Here is a 19,216-nt window from a genome sequence, read left to right as displayed (position 1 = left end):
TCCGGCCGCGGCTCCGCTGGCCCCTCCGCCGGCCGCGTCCGAGCCCCCTGCCCCGCCGCCCACCGAAGAGCCCGCTCCGGCCGCCGCCGGTGAGCCGTCCGTCTCCGCCCCCGTCACCGAGCCCGCGCCGTCAGAGCCCGTGCAGTCGGAGCCCGCGCCGCCGGAGCCCGCCGTGGCGGGAACTGTTCCGGCCGATGCGCCCCTCGACGGGACGCCGCCCGTGGACAATCGCCGCTTCGAGAGCGTCGTGGTGGGCACGTCCGAGGCGAAGACGAGCGGCTCCATCCACATCCTCAATCCGGAGAAGCTCCAGCGCTACGAGCTGGACGACCCCCAGGCCATCCTCCAGTCCGTGCCGGGCGTGTACGGCCGTGGCGAGGACGGCTTCGGCCTGCGGCCCAACCTGGGCCTGCGCGGCGTCAACCCGGACCGCAGCAAGAAGGTCACCCTGCTGGAGGACGGCATCCTCTTCGGGCCGGCGCCGTACTCCGCGCCCGCCGCGTACTACTTCCCCCTGATGACCCGCATGCAGTCGGTGCGCGTGCTCAAGGGCCCGTCCTCCGTGCAGCAGGGCCCGCAGACGGTGGGCGGCTCCGTGGACCTCATCACCCGGGACATCCCCGCGCAGGAGTCGTTCGGCCTGGACGTCGCGGGCGGGCAGTACCTCTACGGCAAGGCGCACGGCTTCTTCGGCGCCAGCACCGAGCGCGCGGGCTTCCTCATCGAAGGCATCCACCTGCGCAGCAGCGGATTCAAGGACCTGGACAACAGCGACGCCACCACCGGCTTCCACCGCAACGAGTGGATGGCCAAGGCGCGCTACCGGCTGGTGCCGGACGGCGACCTGCGCCAGACGCTCCAGCTCAAGCTGGGCTACTCCGACGAGGGCTCCAACGAGACGTACCTGGGCCTGTCGGACGCGGACTTCGCGGCGAACCCGCTGCGCCGCTACAAGGCCAGCCAGTTCGACCACATGCGGTGGCACCGCACCCAGGCGGTGCTCAGCCACGTGCTGGAGGGGCGCGACATCACGGTGACGACGTCGCTGTACCGCCAGGACCTGGACCGCAGCTGGCGCAAGGTGAACGGCTTCCGCGGCATCAGCATCTCCGACGTGCTCGCGGACCCCACCAGCGCGCGCAACGCCATCTACTACAGCGTGCTCACCGGCGAGCAGGACTCGTCCACGCCGGGAGAGACCATCCTCATCGGGCCCAACTACCGCGTCTTCGTGAACCAGGGCCTCCAGAGCGTCGCCCGCTGGTCGGCGCGGACGGGCGCGCTGTCGCACAACGTCGAGTTCGGCGTGCGCTACCACTTCGACAGCATCGACCGGCGCCACACCCAGGACGGATTCCGCATGGTGTCCGGCGAGCTGGTCGCCGAGGGCGGCGCCACGGAGGTCACCGCCGACAACAAGGACTCCACGCACGCGCTCGCGCTGCACGCGACGGACGCCATCGCCTGGGGGCCCCTGGTGGTGACGCCGGGCGTGCGGCTGGAGGTCATCCGCTCCAAGTCCGTGGACAGGCTGGCGGTCACCACCCAGAACGGGTCGCTGGAGGCGCTGATGCCGGGCGTGGGCGTGTACGGCGCGCTCAACCCCGCGCTGGGCCTGTTCGCCGGCGCCTACCGGGGCTTCTCCCCGCCCGCGCCGGGCCAGCCCCAGGCCGTGGGCCCGGAGAAGAGCATCAACTACGAGGCCGGGGCGCGCTGGTCGCGGCGCAGTGAGCGCTTCGAGGTGGTGGGCTTCTTCAACGACTACTCCAACCTCACCGACGTCTGCACCTTCTCCAACGGCTGCTTCAACGACAACCTGGACCGCCAGGTGGACGCGGGCGAGGCGAACATCTACGGCCTGGAGGCCTACGCGGAGAAGACCTTCCGTCCGGGCGGCGGCATCACCTTCCCGCTGACGGTGGCCTACACGTTCACGCGCACCAAGCTGCTCAACGACTTCCGTTCGGCGGATCCGCAGTTCGGCAACGTGGTGGCGGGAGACGAACTGCCTTACGTGCCCAACCACCAGCTCTTCGCCTCCATTGGCGTGGAGGGCGCGCGCTGGGGTGCCTTCATCAGCTCCACCTTCCTGAGCAGCATGCGCGAGCAGGCGGGCCAGGGCGAAATCCCCGAGGGCCTGAAGACGGGAGCCCTGCTGACGTTCGACGTGAACGCCAACTGGAACATCACCCGCTGGGGGCAGCTCTACGTGAGCGGCCGCAACCTCCTGGACGAGGCCGTCATCGTCGGCCGCCGTCCGTACGGCGCGCGCCCCAACGCGCCCCGCATGCTCATTGGCGGCTTCAAGGTTCAGCTCTAACGCGGGTGGCGGCTCCCCTCCCGAAGCGCAGATACAGGGAGGGGACGAGCAGCACGTTGAGCACGGCGGAGGAGAACAGCCCTCCGAGGATGACGACGGCCATGGGGTGTTCAATCTCCTGCCCGGGCTTCAGGCCTCCCACCACCAGCGGGACGAGCGCCAGGGCCGTCGTCAGCGTCGTCATCGCCATGGGCTGGAGCCGCTCCAGCGTCCCGCGCAGGACGAGCTCGCGGCCGAACGGGACGCCCTCGCTGGCCTCCAGGTGGCGGTAGTGGCTCACCAGGAGGATGCCGTTGCGCGCGGCGACGCCCAGCACGGTGACGAACCCCACGAGTGAGCCCAGCGAGACGACTCCACCGGTGAGCAGCACGCCCACCACTCCGCCCACCAACGCGAAGGGCAGCGTCCCCAGGGTGAAGGCCACGAGCCTGCCCGACTGGAAGTCCAGATAGAGCACCAGGGCGATGCCCAGCACCGCGAGCATGGAGAAGCCCAACAACCGCGTGCGCGCACCCTCGCGCTCCGCGTACTCGCCCAGGACCTCCGCGTGGTGGCCGGTGGGCCAGTCCAGGCCGGAGAGCGCGGCCCGGATGTCGGTGACCACCGCGCCCAGCGCCCGCCCCTGGGCGTCGCAGGTGATGTCCAGCCGGCGTGAAGCGCCCTCGTGCTGGATGATGTTGGGAACGGACACGAGCTCCACCCGCGCCACGTCGCCCAGCCGGTAGGGCATGCCCGAGGGAGCCCGCAGGCGCAGCGCCTGCACCGCGGCCACGTCCTGGCGCACGGAGTCCTCGCCCCACACGACGACGTCCAGGGTGCGCTCGTCGCGGTAGACCTCTCCCACCTTGGTGCCTTGCAGCAGCGTGGACACCGCGCGCTGCACGTCTCCCGGAGTGAGTCCCAGCCGGCGCCCCGCCTCCGGATCCAACCGCAGCTGGACCTGGGGCACCAGCACCTGCGGCTCCACCTTGAGGTTCACCACGCCGGGGATGCCTCGCAGCTTCGCCTCGATGTCGCGCGCCTTCGAGCGCAGCACGTCCAGGTCGGGCCCCGAGGCGCGCACCACGATGGAGCCGCTGGCGCCGCTGAGCACCTCCTTGATGCGCTCCTGGAGATACGTCTGCACGTCGCGGTAGAGGCCGGGGTAGCCCTCCACCACGTCGTGGATGCGCTGCACGGTGGCCGGGTAGTCGTCGACGGCGTCCAGGCTGATCCACAGCTCCGCGAAGTTGGGGCCCACCACCTCGTCGGCCACTTCGGCTCGGCCGATGTGCGCGCCGAAGTGGCGGACGCCCGGGATGGCCCGCAGCTCCTCGCTGGCCCGCAGCGCCGTGCGGAGGACCGCGTCTCCGGACGTCCCCGGCTTGGCCACCCAGTGCATGAGGAAGTCGGACTCCTGGAAGTGCGGCAGGAAGCCCTCGCCCAGCATCGCCGCGAGGATGCCGCCTCCCAGCAGCACGGCGATGACGCTTCGTACCGCCACCCGGGGCCGGTCCATCATCCAGGCGACGAGCGGGCGGATGCGCTCACGCAGCCAGCTGCCCAGCCGCGGCGTGTGCTCCTCGCCCTTCCCCGTCAGGAACAGCAGGCACAGCACCGGGGTCAGCGTGAGTGCGACCGCCATGGAGGCGCCCACCGCCAGCACGTACGCCACCGCGAGCGGACGGAAGAAGGCGCCGCTCACGCCCTCCAGCAGGAACACCGGCAGGAAGACGAGGACGACGATGATGGTCGCGTAGACGACGGCGCTGCGGACCTCCAGGGACGCGTCCAGCACCACCTGGAAGGCGGAGCGCGGATGGCCCAGCGCCCGGTTCTCCGCCAGGCGCCGCTGCACGTTCTCCACGTCGATGATGGCGTCGTCCACCACCTCGCCCAGCGCCAGCACCAGCCCGGCGAGCACCATGGTGTCCAGGGTGGCCCCCACCAGCCGCAGCGCGACGATGGCGCCCACCAGGGACAGCGGAATCGCCACCAGGCTGATGGCCGCCGTGCGCACGTCCTGGAGGAAGGCGAAGAGGACGATGATGACCATCACGCAGCCCACCAGCACGGCGTGCCGGAGGTTGCCCAGCGCGGTCTCGATGAAGGTCGCCGGACGGAAGATGCCCGGCACCACGGTGACGCCCTGGAGCGCCGGACGCATCTGTTCGAGCGCGGCCTCCACCTGCTCGGTGACCTCCAGCGTGTTGCCCCAGGGCTGCTTCTCGATGATGAGGAGGATGCCGGCCGTGTCGTCGACGAGGCCTTCGCCGATGGGCGGTGGATGGCCCTCCTGCACCGTGGCTACGTCCGCCAGCCGGATGGAGGCTCCGTTGCGGAAGGCCACGGGCACGTCCTCCAGCGCGGCCAGCGTGGTGGAGCCCGGCAGGCTGACCGCCAGTCGCTGATTGGGCGTGTCGATGAAACCTCCCGAGGACGGAAGGCTCGCATCGCGCGCGACGCGCAGGACGTCATCCAGGGTGACGTTCGCGGCGCGCAGCCGTTCCGGATCCACCTTCACCTGGAACTGGCGATCCCGCTGTCCCCAGATGGCGACGTTCGCCACGCCCGGGATGCCCATCAAGCGGGGGCGGAGGGTCCACCGCGCCACGTCCGACAGCGCCATCCGGTCCAACGTGTCGGAGCGCAGGCCGACCTTGAGGACGCGGCTCGTCGCCGACACAGGGGAGAGCATCACCGGCGGGCGCGCCACCGAGGGCAGCGTGGTTGCGATGCGAGCCAGCCGCTCCTGCACCAACTGCCGCGCCCGGAACAAGTCCGAGCCCCGCTCGAAGATGAGCACCACGGAGGACAGGCCCAGCACGGACTTGGAGCGCAGCGTCTTCAGCGCGGGGACGCCCGCGAGGCCGTTCTCCAGGGGCGTGGTGATCAGCTTCTCCACCTCCAGGCTGGAGAGGCCGGGGACCTCTGTCTGGATTTCCACCAGCGGTGGAGCGAACTCGGGGAAGACATCCAGCGGCATGCCGCGAAGGCTCGCGTAGCCGAGGATGAGCAGCAGGACCGCCGCGGCGATGGGGATGATCCGGAAGTGGAGGCAGGCGGAGATGAGCTTGTGCATGTTGGAATCAGGTCTTCCTCAGTGGCCCGCACCGAACTCCGTGCCGAACAGTTCCGCCGCGCCCACCGTCACCACGGGAGTGCCCTCGCGGGGCCCCCGTCCGAGCAGCAGGTCCGTGCCCTCCTGGCGCACAACGTCGACGCGGCCTCGGGCGTAGACGTGCTCCGCCTCCCGCACGTAGACCCAGGCGCCGCCCAGCGCGTCGTAGACGACGGCGGACGCAGGCACGGAGAGGAGCGCTTCTCCCGCGTCAAAGCGCAGCGACACCCCGACGCGCTGGCCCGGCGCGAAGCGCGCGGACGCGGGCAGTTCATAGAAGCGGTCCACCGTGGCGGAGACCGGATCCGCGCTGGGCGGCCCCATCACCGGCAGCGCCTCCACGCCCTCGTCCTGGCCGGACAGCAGCGCGTGCACGCGCACGGGCGCGTCCGGCTTCACGCGGTGGACCTCGTCGACGAAGAGGGGCACGCGCACCCAGTTCGCGGTGACGCCCACGACCTCGAAGAGAGGCGCTCCCGCCGTAACGGTCTGCCCGGGCGCGACCGACACCTGGCGCAGGACGCCGTCGCGCGGCGCGAGGATGCGCATGCTGACGTCCGACTCCAGCGGTGAGCGGCTCACCAGCTCCAGCCGCGTGCGCGCGGCCACCAGCTCCGACCCGGCGACGGCGCGCTCGGCCCGGGCCTCCTCGACGGCGCGCGCCGTGCCCGCGCCATCCGCGAGCACCCGCTCCGCGCGGGCGAGCCGTTCCGCCGAGACCTCGTCGCGGGCACGGGCCACGTCCGCCGCCCTGCGCGCCTGGGCAAGCAGGTCCCGGTCCACGGTGGCGAGCGGCACCAGCCGCAACAGCACGTCGCCCCGCTTCACCGTGGCCCCGGGACGCAGCGCGGTGCCGCCCTCCGCCACGACGCCGCCCGCCACGGGCGCGGTCACCACCAGCGCATTGCCAGACGGGACGACGACCTCGCCGCCCAGCATCCGCCGCCGCTCCGCGCTGCGCTTCTCCACCGGCTGGACGCGCAGGTCCAGCCGCGCCTCCGCCTGGGGCTGGAGCGTCACCGTCGCGAGCGAAGCCTCCGTCACGTGGGAGTTCACCACCGCGGCGGGCGGTGGCGCCGCGGGCTTCTTCTCCTGGCAGGCGAACGACGGGGCGACGAAACCGGCGACGGCCATCAGCCGGACAAGCCTATTCATGAGCCACTCCCTGTTTGCCCAGACCCCGGTCCAGCTGAGCGAGCGCGCGGCGCAGGTCCGCTTCGAGTTCAAGGGTGCGGAGCCTCGCGTCGGCCAACCGGCGCAGGGCATCCAGCACCAACACGTACGGCGCATCCCCGGCGTCGAAGGACTTCCGCGCGCCGTCGCTCGCGGCCGTCAGCGCCGGGAGGATGTCCGCCTGGAATGCCGCGAGTGAGCTGGACGCCTGGAGCACGCGCTCACGGGCCACGAGGACCTCGTTCGCGACCTGCTGCCGCAAGAGCACATAGCGGGCGGAAGCGCGCATCAGCTCCGCCTCCGCGCGTCCAATGCCCCCGGGGTTCCAGTTGAAGATGGGAACGTCCAGCTGCGCGCCCGGCACCCACAGCGCCTGCGGCGAGCCGTTCGCGGACGTCGACGGCTTCACGTCCAGCCGCGCGAGCAGGTTGACGATGCGCGCCTTCTCCCAGCCCAGCCGGCTCCCCGCCATCTGGATGCCCAGCTCCGTGGCGAGCACGTCCGGCCGGGCGGCCTGCGCCAGCTCCATGAGTTCAGGCAGCGGACGCAGGGTGCGGGACTCGCGGGGGGATTCCTTCGGAAGGGCCTGCGCGAACAGCGGGCTCTGCACCACGCCCATCAGGAGCCGCAGCCGCTCCCGGACCAGCAGCACCTCCGTGCGCGCGCGCCGGGAGGCGTCCTCCGCCAGCAGCTTCTCCGCGCGCAGAGCATCCACCTCCACGCGGCTGGCGTCCCCCGCGGCCAGGCGCGCCTCTGCCAGCTCCAGCGTCCGCGACCACAGGCCCGCGAGCTCCTCCAATGCTCCGCGCCGCCCTTCCGCGAGCACCCAGTCCGCGTGCGCGACACGGACATCCCGGGCGACATCCAGGCCGTTCTGCACGAGCCCGCGAGCGACCTGCTCCACCTGCGCCTTCGCGGCGGCGACACGGGCCGGTCGCTGCCAGAGGGCGAAGAGCGGGAGGAGCAGCGAGGACTCGATCGTCCGGGGGCCCACGGGCAGCAGCAGGGAGAACGTGGGATTGGGCAGCGCTCCCGCCTCGGCCAGGTCGGCCCTCGAGATGCCGAGCTGGGCCATGTCCGCCTGGAGCGCGGCGCTGTTCCAGAGGGCGACGGCGACGGCCGTGCCTTCCTCAAGGGTCGCCGCGTCCGTGAGCCCTGGCGGGAGGGAGGGGTTCCCGTCCGCGCCGGGGCCCAGGGGGGCGGCACGCGCCGCGAGCTCCGAGGACACCCACGCCCGGTCGTAGGGCGAGGTGGCACAGGCCGTGGCCAACAGCAGCCACGCGAGCAGCATCAGGCGAGCGTCGGGTCTTCGGGGCCTGCACCGGGAAGGCATGCGGCGACCCTGCCAGCACCGGTTGAACGGCGGCTGAACGGCGCCGGGAGCCCCCGGCCGGAGCCTTCCCGCCAGTGGTATAGCTCCGACTCGAAAGCCCGCCATGCGAGTCCTCGTCGTCGATGATCATCAGGAACTGCGCGCCCTCGTCTCCCAGGCGCTGGAGCGCGACGGCCATGTCGTCCGGCAGGCCGGCGACGTGGAGCAGGCGCGGCAGGCGCTCATGGACGCGGTGGACGTCATCGTGCTCGACATCGGGCTGCCGGACGGATCCGGGCTCTCACTCTGCCGCGAGCTGCGCGAGGACGGCGTCCAGACACCCATCCTCATCCTCACCGCCCACAACCGCGTGGCCGAGCGGGTGGAGGGGCTGGACGCGGGCGCGGACGACTTCCTGGGCAAGCCCTTCGCCATCGCGGAGCTGCGGGCGCGGGTGCGCGCACTGGGACGGCGACGGGAGCGGGCCAGCACCGTCCGCGTCCAGTTGGGTGACGTGGTGCTCGACTTCGGCCGGAGGGAGGCGCTCCGCGCTGGCAGCACCGTGTCCGTCACCGCGCGGGAGTGGGCCATCCTGGAGATGCTGGCCGCACACGGAGACCGCGTCGTGGGCCGGGACGCGCTGCTGGAGTCCGTCTGGGGCGAGGTCACCAGCGGGGCCGCGAGCAGCCTGGAGGTCCTGGTCGGGCGAATCCGCCGCAAGCTGGGCGAGGACGTGGTGCGCACGCTGCGCGGCGAGGGGTATGGCCTTGGAAGCGGCTGACACCGGGCACCCCAGGGATTCGATGGTGCGCAGGCTGACGCGCGCCATGCTGGTGGTCACCCTGGCCAGCAGCGCGCTCACGGCTGGAGCCACCGGGCTGATTGCCTATCGCCTGCTGCTCGCGGGCGAGGACCGGCGCCTGCGGGACGCGGCGGTGGACCTGGTGGAGGAGTCCGCCGGGATGGGAGCCGCGGAAGCAGCGGCCGCGGCCCATGACGAGCAGAAGGAACTGGCTGCCTTTGGCATCCACATCGCCCTGTTCTCCGAAAACGAATGGCTGGGCGGCGCAACCGGCATTCCCATCCATGACGGCTGTGATTGGTCCCCACTCCCGGGCGACTCGGGTGTGCGGCTTTGCGGTGTGAGGGGCCACGGGCATCTGGCAGTGGCCATGGAGCGGCTGGAAAGCATCCCCCTCTTGCGGCTCTCCCTCCCGCTGGCCGCGTTGATCGCCGCGGGCTGCGCGGCCCTGCTGAGCCTGGGGGTGAGCCGGCGCGTGGCGCGCTGGGCGGCCCGGCCCCTCACGGAGCTGAGCGAGGCGCTCTCACGCATCGAGCCCGGCGGTCCCCTCCCCGCCCCCCTCCATGCCCCGGCCCGCTACGGAGAAGTGAACGCCGTGCGCACCGCGCTGGTGGACCTGCTCACGCGCCTCCATGAAGCCCTGGACCAGTCGCGCCGCTTCGCCGCCAACGCCGCGCATGAGCTGCGCACGCCCCTGACCACGCTGCGGGCGGAGCTGGAGCTCCAGGCGGAGACCCCACAGCCCCAGGACACCGCGCTGGCGCTGGAGCGAATGCTCCGGACGGTGACGTCGCTGGGGGTGCTGGTGGAGCGGCTGATGGTGCTGGCGGAGGGAACCCAGGGCGAGCTCGCGCTCTCCGAGCCGGTGAGCCTGTCGGACCTCGTGGAGGACGTCGTGCGCGCCCTGCCCGAAGGCGAGCAGCGCCGCATCGACGTCGACGCCGGGACCCGGGGCATCATCCCGGGAGATGGCCACCTGCTGCGACAGCTCGTCGACAACGCGGTGGAGAACGCGCTCAAGTTCTCCAACGGCGGGCGCGTCCGCGTGTCCCTCCAGCAGACGGGGGACGCCATTCTCCTCGACGTGCTCGACGAGGGACCGGGCATCGCGCCCGAGGACTCGATGCGCGTCTTCGAACCCTTCTACCGCACGCCGAGCGCCCGCGCCGGGAAGCAGGGCCATGGCATTGGCCTGTCCCTGGTAGCGCTCGTCGCCCGAGCCCACCGGGCCCACGCGGAGTTCCTCCCCTCACCGCGGGGAGCCCACCTGCGGTTGTCATTCCCCCGTGCCACCGGGCCGGGCTGCTAGGAATCCCATCGTGTCCATCCTCATCGTCGAAGACGAACTGCGGGTCCGCGCCTTCATCTCCCGGGGCCTCACGGAAGAGGGCTTCCGCGTGCGCGAGTGCGTGGACGGCGTGCACGCCCAGGAGCTGATGCGCCACGAGCGCTTCGCGCTCATCATCCTGGACTGGATGCTGCCCGGCATGTCCGGACTGGACGTGCTGCGGGCGCTGCGCGCGAAGCAGGACATGACGCCCATCCTCATGCTCACCGCGAAGGACGCGGTCGCGGACCGCATCAGCGCGCTCAATGCCGGCGCGGACGACTACCTCATCAAGCCCTTCGCCTTCGATGAGCTGCTGGCGCGCCTCCGCGCCATCCTCCGCCGCGTCGACAACCGCGCCACGCCCCTGCTGAGCCACGCGGACCTGACCATGGACCCCACCACGCGGAAGGTGGTCCGGGCCGGCGTGGAGATTCCGCTGACCGCGCGGGAGTACGCGCTGCTGCAATTCCTGCTCGAGCACGCGGGCGAGGTCCTGTCCCGGACCCGCATCGTGCAGGCTGTGTGGGAGCACGACTTCGAGACCTTCTCCAACGTCGTGGAGGTCTACATCCGCTACCTCCGGGCCAAGGTGGACACGCCCTTCCCCACCAAGCTCATCCACACCGTGCGCGGCGTGGGCTACGTGCTCCGGAGCCGCGCATGAGGCGCCCGCGTTCGCTCCGCGCCCAGCTGACCTACTTCTTCGCCGGCTCCGTCCTGGGGACCACGCTCCTCTACGGCGTGCTGGTGACGGTGGTGCTGGCCACCAGCGAGTACTTCCAGCACGCCGAGAACCCCAGCCTGTGGTTGCACGAGGGAATCTTCGACGAAGCGCTGCAGGCACTGGGCGCCATCGTCTTCAGCATGCCCATCGCGGTGGTGGGGTCCATCGTGATGGGCGGCGCGCTGGCTCGCAAGGCGCTGGCGCCGCTGCGTGAAGCCCGTGACCGGGTCCGTGCCGCGCGGGCCTCGGAGCTGGACCTGTGCCTGCCCGACCGGGGAACCGGTGACGAGTGGGACACGTTGGCGGGGACCCTGAACGAGCTCCTCTCGGACGCCCGCGCGTCGCTCGTGCGCATCCGCTCCTTCACCTCCGACGCGGCGCACGAGCTGCGCACGCCGCTCACCATCATCATGGGCGAGACAGAGGTCAGCCTGCGCAGGGAGAGGACGCCGGAGGAGTATCGCCGCACGCTGGCCATCGTGCTCGATGAAACCCGCCAGCTCAGCCTCCTGGTGGACGCGCTGCTCCAGTTGGCGCGCGCGGATGCCGGCACCCAGGTCATCACCCTGGAGCCCGTGGAGCTGCACGCCCTGGCACGGCAGTCCCTTCAGCGCACGGAGCAGCTGCTGGCGGCGCAGTCCCGGAGCTTGACGCTGGAGCTGACGGGCGACCCCACGCAGGTCCGGGGAAATCCGGTCCTGTTGAGCCACGTGCTGGACAACCTGCTCTCCAATGCGTGCCGCTACGCTCGCGAGCGCATCCGCCTGGAGCTGGAAGCGACGGACACCGGCGTCCGCGTCACCGTGGGGGATGACGGCAAGGGGGTGGACGCCGGCTTCGAGGCCCGGCTCTTCCAGCGCTTCGCCCGGGCGGACGCATCGCGGCAGGGCGAGGGCACCGGCCTGGGGCTCGCGGTGTCGCGGACCATCGCCGAGGCGCATGGCGGCACGCTCGACTACTCGAGGGTCGACGGCGAAAGCCGTTTCATCTTGCGCCTCCCGAAGCCGGAAGTGTCTGACGGGCCGCCACTTCCGGCCGAGCATGCCAGCGCTGACATGTCCACAGCCTGAAGGTCGTCACCGGCCGCTCGCCGCGGTGCACCGTCACGGAGGGCAGCTCACGCACCGCCGCGCAATGCGCGTCCAGCCTCGCCGCCGCGTCGCGCAGCGGCTGGCGCAGGTCCGCGACGATGAGGGCGTCCGCGCCGGGTCGCACCCGGTCCAGCCAGAATCCATACGCCAGCCCGTCGCCGCCCAGCGCGGAGTCGGATTGGGTCTCCGGGTGGTCGGGCAGGTAGTAGGCCAGCTCGCTCGCCGTCTTGTAGCCCCAGCCCACCACCATCGGCGCGGGGGGGCCGGCCGCCTCGCGGTGCCGTTGCACGGCTTCGGCCAGCTCATGCCAGCCGCTCACCAGGTTGTCGCGCTCACGAAAGGGAATCCACGGGCAGAGCGGCATCAGATACATGCCGGTCATCAGCACCGCGCCCACGCCCACGCTCAGCGCCGCGTAGCCACGCACGGCCCGGTGCTCGCGCAACGCCCAAGCACCCGCGGCGGCGGCCACCATCAGGCCCAGGTACGCGGGGGCCACCCAGTTCATCTTCACCCAGTGCAGGGGGCTCACCAGGGTGAACAGGGCGAGTCCCGGCACGCTGGCGAAGGCCAGCAGCCGCGCGCGGTCATCTCCCCTCCACGCCTGGCGCACGAGGACGCCCGCGGTCAGCAGCAGCGCCAGGTAGAGCAGCGGTCCCACGGCCACCGCCTGAAGCCCCAGATAGCGGCCCACGAGGTAACCATGAAAGCCATCCACCGTCCGGGCGCGGCCGGTGGTCTGGAACGCGAAGGAGGCCCAGGCATGCGCGTGGTTCCAGAGCAGCACCGGTGAGAACACCGCGAGCATGAGGAGACACGCGGTGTAGGGATGCGAGGTGCGCAGGGCTTCACGGCCCCGCCGTGTCACCAGCGCCGTCCCCAGCACCTGGAGCGGCAGCAGCGCGGCGGTGTACTTCGACAGCAGCGCGCCCCCGCAGGACACGCCCAGCAGATACCAGCGCCAGCCCAGGCGCCCGGGGCCCTGTCCATCCGGCAGCACCAATTCGCAGAGCACGCGCAGCGCTGCGGCCCAGAACAGCACGAGCGGGACATCCGGCGTCATCACCACCGCCCCCAGGCCGAAGAGGACCGTGGCGTTCGCGGCGACCGCCGTCAGCACCCCGACCGCGGGCGAGTACAACCGCTTGCCGAGTGAATACAGGACACCGCCAAGCAATGCCGAGGACAGGATGGCGGGCAGGCGCAGCGCGAGCTGCGAGTCCCCCAGGAGCCGGACGGACAATGCCATCCACCAGGCGCACATCGGAGGATGGTCCAGATAGGACAGGTCCAGGTGGCGCGTGTATTGCCAGTAATAGGCCTCCTGCGGTGCCAGCTCCACCTGTCCCGCGTAGAGCAGCCGCACGAGCACGAGCATCAGGGTCGCCCCCAGGCCCCATGGCCACCCACGGTGATGGGCGGTGGCTCCGGGCGTGCTCGGCATCTGGCGTCCTTTCGCCCCGATGACACACGGACGGCTCGGGGACGGATTGACTCATGCCTGATGCGGGAGGGCCGTGTCCGCGAGCCAATGCCTCTCTGAGAGACTTTTCATCGTCACTTCATCTTCGCGCGGGGGCGTCACGTACGGTTGTCAGCGAATGAGAACGCCCTCATCCCTGCCCCATGCGGCTCTCATCCGTGTTCACCAAGATGCGACCCATGCATGAGGTGGAACACAAGAGCGTCGTGGACGACCTGTTGCTGCGGCGCGGTCACGTCGAGGGCGCGGGCGGAAGACTGCGCTTCGAGGGGACGATGGTGGACCGGTACTACACGCTCGATACACGTCCAGACAGCGGCGCCGGGCGGCTGTGGGTCCGCCGCAACCCGGCTCCCCACTGCACCAGCCAGGACGACTGTTACAGCGGGGCCACCTGCACGGGCAACACGTGCCGTCCCGTCTGCGACTTCTCCAACCTGCCGGTCGAGCGGAGCAGCAGCTCGCGGGATTTGTCATACACGGGCTGTCCGAAAGCGCAGTACTGCTGCATGGGTTACTGCATCCCTTTCGTCCCTGCCAGGCATTGGACGCGGCGACCGGTTCAGAACGCGACGCCGGCCGCGACCCGGTAACTCGAGGAGAATCCCAGCTGCGGCCGGCGCGAGCCGAGCGCGGGCTTGACGGGGTTCGGCTCGAAGCTGGAATCCAGGTCCCCGCCCGTCGAGACGACGTAGCCCACGCCCACGCCCAGGGACAGCACGAGCCGGTTCCAGAACAGAAGCGTGTAGCCCACGTCGAGCCCCTGGTGCAGCGTGAAGATCGTACTGCCCCCGTCGGAGCCCACGTCGAACCCCACGGCGCTCGCGCCCACCTTCCAACCGATGAAGAGCCCCGCCGGGGCATTCCCGAAGAGGTGGTAGTGGGCGCCCACGTCGAGCCCCGCCATCCTGAGTTTCAGGTCGCCCGTCTCCTGCCAGTACATGGGCTCGAGCGTGAACGACCAGGAAGGGGACAGTGCCTGCGCGTACTCCAGGTGGAACATCACCTCGAACGCGAGCGACAACGGATGGAGCATCAGCAGCCGGTGCGGCGTGCCCGTGTCCCAGGTCGTGGCGGAGCCGTCGAGCCCCTTGGACACGATGGAGGAGAAGCTCGCCGGAACCATCTGCTCTTCGTCCAGGAGGAGCGACTGCGCTGCCTGGACGCTGAACTCGCGCACGGCCGGGCGGTCCGGATCCTTGCGCACCAACAGGTAGCGTCCCGGACGCAGGGACATCCTCACCTGCCGCTTGCCCTCGGGCAGCTCGACGACGCTCTTCCCCGTCGAGCCGAGCACCACCTCCAGCGGCCCCCAGCGCTGGAGCAGCATGACGATGCTTCCGCCCGTGTCCACGTGCGTGAGGGCCAGATCCTCGCGCCCCCGGAGGTTCATGTCGAAGCTGGGGTGCTGCAAGCGCTCCGCGAACACCGCCGTGTCGCGGATGGTGAGCTGCTTCGCGTAGGTGAAGGCCTCGACGAGCGACACCTCGCCATCCCCGGCGACATCGGCGGCGCCGCGCAGCCCCGCCACCAGATGGTGGGTGAAGAACGAGCCCTCCAGGGCCTCCGTCTCGTGCGCATTCTCCAGGCCGGAGCTGGAGGCGATGAGCACCGAGCCCGTGCTCTGCACGCGCAGGGGCACCTCCAGCGCGAAGGGTGCCTCCGCGTGAAGCCCCTTGGCCTGGGTCCACCCGCCGCCACGGCACGCATCGATGATGCCCACCCGCACCGTGGCGTCCGGGCTCTCGATGCGCTGCTTCAGCGCGGTGAACAGGAGCGGAGCACCCTGGGGATACAGGGCCTGCTGGTCCGCATGGCCCGAGTAGTAGAACAGCAGCAGCGTGTCCCCGGGCGCCGAGCGCAGGCTCGCGAGCTGCTGGTCGAGCGCCGCGAGAATCGCCTCGGGAGCGGGATCCAGCAACAGCACGACGTCCTCCGCGCGGAACTCCCCCACCTGGGAGAGGACGTCCGCCACCCGCCGTGCGTCGTCGTGCGCATAACGCAGGGCGGCCCGGCCGAGCACGGCCGCGTTGGAGCCCACGATGACGGCCATCCTCCTCGACGCGGGCGGAGTGGCACGCTCCTCCCCGGCCCGGGCCGTGGCGGCCATCAGCCACGAGACCATGACGAGGAGGCACGCACGGGTGAATCCACTCATGGCGGAGGGCTCTTGGGGAGGCGCAACTCGGTGGTCCAGAGCTTCGCGGTCCGGGGCGCTTCGGAGAAGAGCGCCTCGGCCTGGGACGCGGACAGCGGCTCCCCACTGAACAGGATGCGCAGGGTCTCCTCGCCGCCGGCCCCGTCCACCCGCCAGCTCGTGGGCAGCGCCGTGTCCCGCTCCGAGGAGAGCGGGCCCTCGAAGAGCACCGTCCACCCCGCCGGCCCCTCCGGCGCGCGCGCGGCCACCGTCACGTACCGGTGCGCCCCGGAAGAGACCTGCAGCCGGATGCGGTCCTCCGGCGCGAGCGGCGTCCGCCCATCCCAGAGGAAGACCCGGTCGCCGCGCTTGATGTGGACGGCGACGGAGGGTGCGCCCTTGGGGCCCTGGTACTCCGTCTCCTCCGCGCCCTGGGTCCTCGGGACGAACAGGAGGACCAGACACCCCAGCGCGGCGGTGGCCAGCAGGGGCAAGCCCCAGCGCATCCATTCCAGCCGCCTCGTCGCACGGAGCGGCTCGGTCCCGAGCGCCCGCGCCCACGCGGGCACGGGTTCCGGCCGCGTCACGCGCTCGAGGTAGGCACCACACTCGGCGCAGGTCTCGAGGTGTTGCGCGAGCGACGGGCTGGGGGAGCCGAGCGCCGCGCGGTCCAGCTCGATGAAGGAAGGATGCCGCGGGGTCGTCGTCATGGTCCGAGCGTCCTTCTCAGATGCTCCACCTGCGCATCGAGCCGCTGGAGGAGCCTCCGCACCGTGCGCTCGGACACCTGGAGCACCTCGGCGATCTCCTGCTGCGTCAGTCCATCCAGTCGGTTCATCAAGGCGGCCTCCAGTGCATCCGCGGGCAGGTGCCGCGCATAGGCTTCCAGTTCCTGGCGCCGCCGCAGCGTGGCCTCTGCGGAGCGTTCATCCATCAGCTCCCCCGAGGAACGCGGCGGCGTGCTCCGGCGCTGACGGAGCCGGTCCACGGCCAGGTTCGTGCTGGTCCGGTAGATCCACGCGGTCGCATGGCGGGCGTCCTTCGCCCGGAGCCCCGTCCTCCACATCCGGATGAAGGTCTCCTGCGCGACGTCCTCCGCTTCGTCGGAGTCCCCCAGCATCCGGCGGCACTTCTCCCGGATGAGCGGAAAGTAGCGGAGGTAGGCGCGCTGGAGGTCGGTGTCCAAGGCTCTTGGGAAGCGCAGGAAAGGGTTTCTGGAGGAAACGAACCGGGGCCCGGAAAGCGGACAGGGAAATCACATGCGGATTTCCGGGCCGAAGCCTGGCCGGTGGAGAGCACCTGCAACGTTATTCTGGCAGAGGGAGGGATTCATGTCTCGATTGTCATTCCGCCTGAGCGGGTGGGCCTTCACGGTGGGGCTGCTGCTCGCGTCCCCTGCCACGCTGGCCGAGGAGCCTGCGAAGGCCGCTGCCGAGGCACCGCGGAAGGGACAGGTCCGGGGCACGGTGCGCGCCCGGGGCACCCGCCGTCCCCTGGCCGATGCCGCCGTCCAGGTATGGGGGATGCCGGACGTGGTGCTGCCGGACGCGGAGGGACACTTCGAGCTCCAGCTCCCAGCGGGCACCCACGCCGTCGAGGTGCGTGCCCCGGGCCACAAGCCCGCCTCGTTCCTGGAGACCGTCACCGCGGGCCAGCAGGTCCAGGTCATCTACCGGCTCGACCCCTTGGAGGTGAGCCCGTTCGAGACGGTGGTGCGGGAGGAGCGGCCGCGCACCGAGGTGACACGCATCAGCCTGCAGGGGCCGGAGCTCCGCGAGGTGCCCGGGACACAGGGGGATCCGTTCCGCGTCATCATGGTGATGCCGGGCGTGGCGAGCCTCGCCTCCGGCCTCGGCTATCCCGTGGTGCGGGGCGGCCAGCCGGCGTCCACGGGCTTCTTCGTCGACGGGGTCCGCCTCCCGATGCTCTACCACCTGATGGTCGGGCCGGCCGTGGTGCAGCCCGAGTTCATCGACTCCCTCGACTTCCTTCCCGGGCCGCCGCCCGTCCAGTACGGGCGGCAGCTCGGCGGCACCATCGAGGCCCGCCTCTCCCGCCCGCGAGAGGACCGGCTCCATGCCTCGGCCACCCTGGACTTCATCAACAGCGCCGCGTTCCTGGAGGTGCCCCTCGCGTCCACGGGCACCAGCATCAGCGTGGGCGGCCGGATGAGCTACTCGGGACTGCTGAGCACCCTGCTGGTGAACACGCTCTCCGCGCCGGGCACCAAGTCCCTCAGCGCCAGGTTCTGGGACTACCAGGCCCGCGTCGAGCAGCAGGTGGGGCGCGGGCGGGTGCGCCTGCTGGCCCTCGGGAGCTCCGATGTCCTGGCCTCGTACGCGCCGGAGGCGGCGGAACCGCTCCCGGAGGGCCTCCCCCCGGAGGTCACGAATGGCGGCGGAGGCCTCACCCGCTTCCACCGGGTGGACCTCCGCGGCCTCCACCCCCTGGCTGGCGGAGAGCTGGAGGTGGGCCTCGCGGTGGGCGCGGACGCGGTGGGCATCTTCTCTGAACGGGGCCCGCCCCGCGTCAGGCAGGGTGAGCTCACCCTGCGTCAGGAAAGCCTCGCGGGGCGCCTCCGGTGGACGCGAGCGCTGGGCTCGACGCTGCGGCTCACCGCGGGCGCGGACGTGGAGCAGCGGCGGGGGACCATCGTCGCCACCGGAAGCGAGGCCCCCGCCGGCTCCGAGTACCTCTCCGAGGATGATCCGCTCACCCGCCCCACGTCGGATGCGCGCATGAGCGGCGCCTACGCGGAGCTGCAATGGCACCCGACCGCGCGCTGGACGGTCGTCCCTGGAGTGCGCGCGGATGTCTATCAATTGCTTGGGGAAGCCACTCACACTGCGTTCGAGCCCCGGCTGACGGTGCGCCATGCCCTCACGGAGGCCCTGGTCCTCAAGGGGGGCGCGGGCCTGTTCCACCAGGCCCCCACCGTGCTGCTCCCGCTTCCGGTGATGGACCTGTCCGGCCTCAGGTACGGCCTGCAGGAAGCAATGCAGTTCGACGTGGGAGCCGAGTGGCGGCCCCACACCGCGTGGGAGCTGAGCACCGACATCTTCTACAATCCCATGCGTCGCACGGTGGAGTTCAGCCTTCAGCAACTCATCGACCTCCGGCGCCGGGGCGGAGTCGCGGCGGCGGACCCGGCCGGGAGCGGCGAGGCCTTTGGACTTGAGCTGATGGCGCGCCATGCGCCTGCCGGTGACTGGTTTGGCTGGGCGTCCTACAGCTTCCTCCAGAGCCGGCGCCGGGTGCGCATTGAACGCTACGACGACCAGAACAGGATGACGGGCACCTCGTGGGCCACCGTGCCCTTCGCCTTCGAGCAGGCGCACGTCTTCAACGCGGCCATCAGCCGCAAGGTGGGCAGCGGCTACACCCTGGGGGCCGTGGTGCACTTCAACACGGGCCGCCCCGAAACGGGGGAGCTCACGCCCCAGCCCATGCGTCAATCCACTGACAGCGAGGGCAACCCCCGGTGGGTGCGGCGCGAGCGGAGCCAGCCCGGGCGCCTGCCCTCCTTCTGGCGCGTGGATCTGCGCGCCGCCAGGACGTGGACCCTGGACGACCTCATGCTCGAGCTGTCCTTCGACCTGCTCAACGCCTCCTTCCAGAAGGAGGTCTTCTTCTACGAATACACCTCCGAGCAGCCTTCCCCGGACGCACCCTCCACCCTCGTGCGCAAGGCACGGGGCTTCCCCGTCTTCTTCCCCATGCTCGGGCTGAAAGGAAGCTACTGAC

General features: G+C 71.1%; 14 protein-coding genes. 7 read left to right on the top strand and 7 right to left on the bottom strand.

The window, feature by feature from the left end; all coding sequences use genetic code 11:
- The first annotated feature begins 16 nt into the window (after positions 1–16).
- Complete coding sequence (locus D7Y15_RS05280; RefSeq protein WP_121751876.1) at positions 17–2,320, top strand: TonB-dependent receptor; 2,304 nt, start codon at positions 17–19, stop codon at positions 2,318–2,320.
- Here the strand turns inward: D7Y15_RS05280 and D7Y15_RS05275 are convergent.
- Genes D7Y15_RS05275 through D7Y15_RS05265 form a run of 3 tightly spaced genes read right to left on the bottom strand, consistent with a single transcriptional unit; the run spans position 2,304 to position 7,884 of the window.
- Positions 2,304–5,381: an efflux RND transporter permease subunit gene (locus tag D7Y15_RS05275; RefSeq protein WP_121751875.1), complete on the bottom strand. Its 3,078-nt coding sequence runs from the start codon at positions 5,379–5,381 to the stop codon at positions 2,304–2,306. The genes D7Y15_RS05280 and D7Y15_RS05275 overlap by 17 nt on opposite strands.
- Positions 5,382–5,399: 18 nt before the next feature.
- Positions 5,400–6,575, bottom strand: coding sequence for an efflux RND transporter periplasmic adaptor subunit (locus tag D7Y15_RS05270; RefSeq protein ID WP_158624292.1), 1,176 nt, complete (start codon positions 6,573–6,575; stop codon positions 5,400–5,402).
- Positions 6,568–7,884 carry a TolC family protein gene (locus D7Y15_RS05265; protein ID WP_158624294.1) on the bottom strand — a complete coding sequence of 439 codons (1,317 nt, stop codon included), beginning with the start codon at positions 7,882–7,884 and terminating at the stop codon, positions 6,568–6,570. Before D7Y15_RS05265 ends, D7Y15_RS05270 begins: the two co-directional genes overlap by 8 nt.
- A 145-nt stretch (positions 7,885–8,029) precedes the next feature.
- Here D7Y15_RS05265 and D7Y15_RS05260 point away from each other — a divergent pair, with 145 nt between their 5' ends.
- Genes D7Y15_RS05260 through D7Y15_RS05245 form a run of 4 tightly spaced genes read left to right on the top strand, consistent with a single transcriptional unit; the run spans position 8,030 to position 11,831 of the window.
- On the top strand, positions 8,030–8,686 hold the full coding sequence (locus tag D7Y15_RS05260; RefSeq protein ID WP_121751874.1) for a response regulator transcription factor: 657 nt from the start codon (positions 8,030–8,032) through the stop codon (positions 8,684–8,686).
- The gene (locus D7Y15_RS05255; RefSeq protein ID WP_148712694.1) at positions 8,673–10,016 is read left to right on the top strand and encodes a HAMP domain-containing sensor histidine kinase; all 1,344 of its coding nucleotides are present in this window, start codon (positions 8,673–8,675) and stop codon (positions 10,014–10,016) included. The genes D7Y15_RS05260 and D7Y15_RS05255 overlap by 14 nt, the downstream gene beginning before the upstream one ends.
- 10 nt (positions 10,017–10,026) lie before the next feature.
- A complete protein-coding gene (locus D7Y15_RS05250; protein ID WP_120574862.1) occupies positions 10,027–10,701 on the top strand; it encodes a response regulator transcription factor in 675 nt (224 codons plus the stop codon).
- A complete protein-coding gene (locus D7Y15_RS05245) occupies positions 10,698–11,831 on the top strand; it encodes a sensor histidine kinase KdpD (protein WP_120574863.1) in 1,134 nt (377 codons plus the stop codon). The genes D7Y15_RS05250 and D7Y15_RS05245 overlap by 4 nt, the downstream gene beginning before the upstream one ends.
- Here the strand turns inward: D7Y15_RS05245 and D7Y15_RS05240 are convergent.
- On the bottom strand, positions 11,746–13,230 hold the full coding sequence (locus D7Y15_RS05240; RefSeq protein ID WP_158629010.1) for a glycosyltransferase family 39 protein: 1,485 nt from the start codon (positions 13,228–13,230) through the stop codon (positions 11,746–11,748). The genes D7Y15_RS05245 and D7Y15_RS05240 overlap by 86 nt on opposite strands.
- A 284-nt stretch (positions 13,231–13,514) precedes the next feature.
- Here D7Y15_RS05240 and D7Y15_RS44050 point away from each other — a divergent pair, with 284 nt between their 5' ends.
- The gene (locus tag D7Y15_RS44050; protein ID WP_148712693.1) at positions 13,515–13,928 is read left to right on the top strand and encodes a hypothetical protein; all 414 of its coding nucleotides are present in this window, start codon (positions 13,515–13,517) and stop codon (positions 13,926–13,928) included.
- Here D7Y15_RS44050 and D7Y15_RS05235 read toward each other — a convergent pair.
- The 3 genes from D7Y15_RS05235 to D7Y15_RS05225 are packed head-to-tail and all read right to left on the bottom strand — an operon-like array spanning position 13,898 to position 16,658.
- Positions 13,898–15,493 carry a caspase family protein gene (locus D7Y15_RS05235; RefSeq protein ID WP_121751871.1) on the bottom strand — a complete coding sequence of 532 codons (1,596 nt, stop codon included), beginning with the start codon at positions 15,491–15,493 and terminating at the stop codon, positions 13,898–13,900. The two genes, D7Y15_RS44050 and D7Y15_RS05235, sit on opposite strands and share 31 nt — an antisense overlap.
- Positions 15,490–16,182 carry a hypothetical protein gene (locus D7Y15_RS05230; RefSeq protein ID WP_121751870.1) on the bottom strand — a complete coding sequence of 231 codons (693 nt, stop codon included), beginning with the start codon at positions 16,180–16,182 and terminating at the stop codon, positions 15,490–15,492. Before D7Y15_RS05230 ends, D7Y15_RS05235 begins: the two co-directional genes overlap by 4 nt.
- Positions 16,179–16,658 (bottom strand): RNA polymerase sigma factor, encoded by a 480-nt coding sequence (locus D7Y15_RS05225; protein WP_158629009.1) that lies wholly within the window; start codon positions 16,656–16,658, stop codon positions 16,179–16,181. The genes D7Y15_RS05230 and D7Y15_RS05225 overlap by 4 nt, the downstream gene beginning before the upstream one ends.
- Positions 16,659–16,803: 145 nt before the next feature.
- Between D7Y15_RS05225 and D7Y15_RS05220 the strand changes: the two genes are divergently transcribed.
- On the top strand, positions 16,804–19,215 hold the full coding sequence (locus D7Y15_RS05220; protein WP_158629008.1) for a TonB-dependent receptor: 2,412 nt from the start codon (positions 16,804–16,806) through the stop codon (positions 19,213–19,215).
- Position 19,216: the final 1 nt, after the last annotated feature.

Origin of the sequence: Corallococcus sp. AB030 (assembly GCF_003668965.1) — a bacterium.
In the GTDB taxonomy this organism is placed as follows: Bacteria; Myxococcota; Myxococcia; order Myxococcales; family Myxococcaceae; genus Corallococcus; species Corallococcus exiguus.
This window is presented reverse-complemented; position numbering and strand designations above follow the sequence as displayed.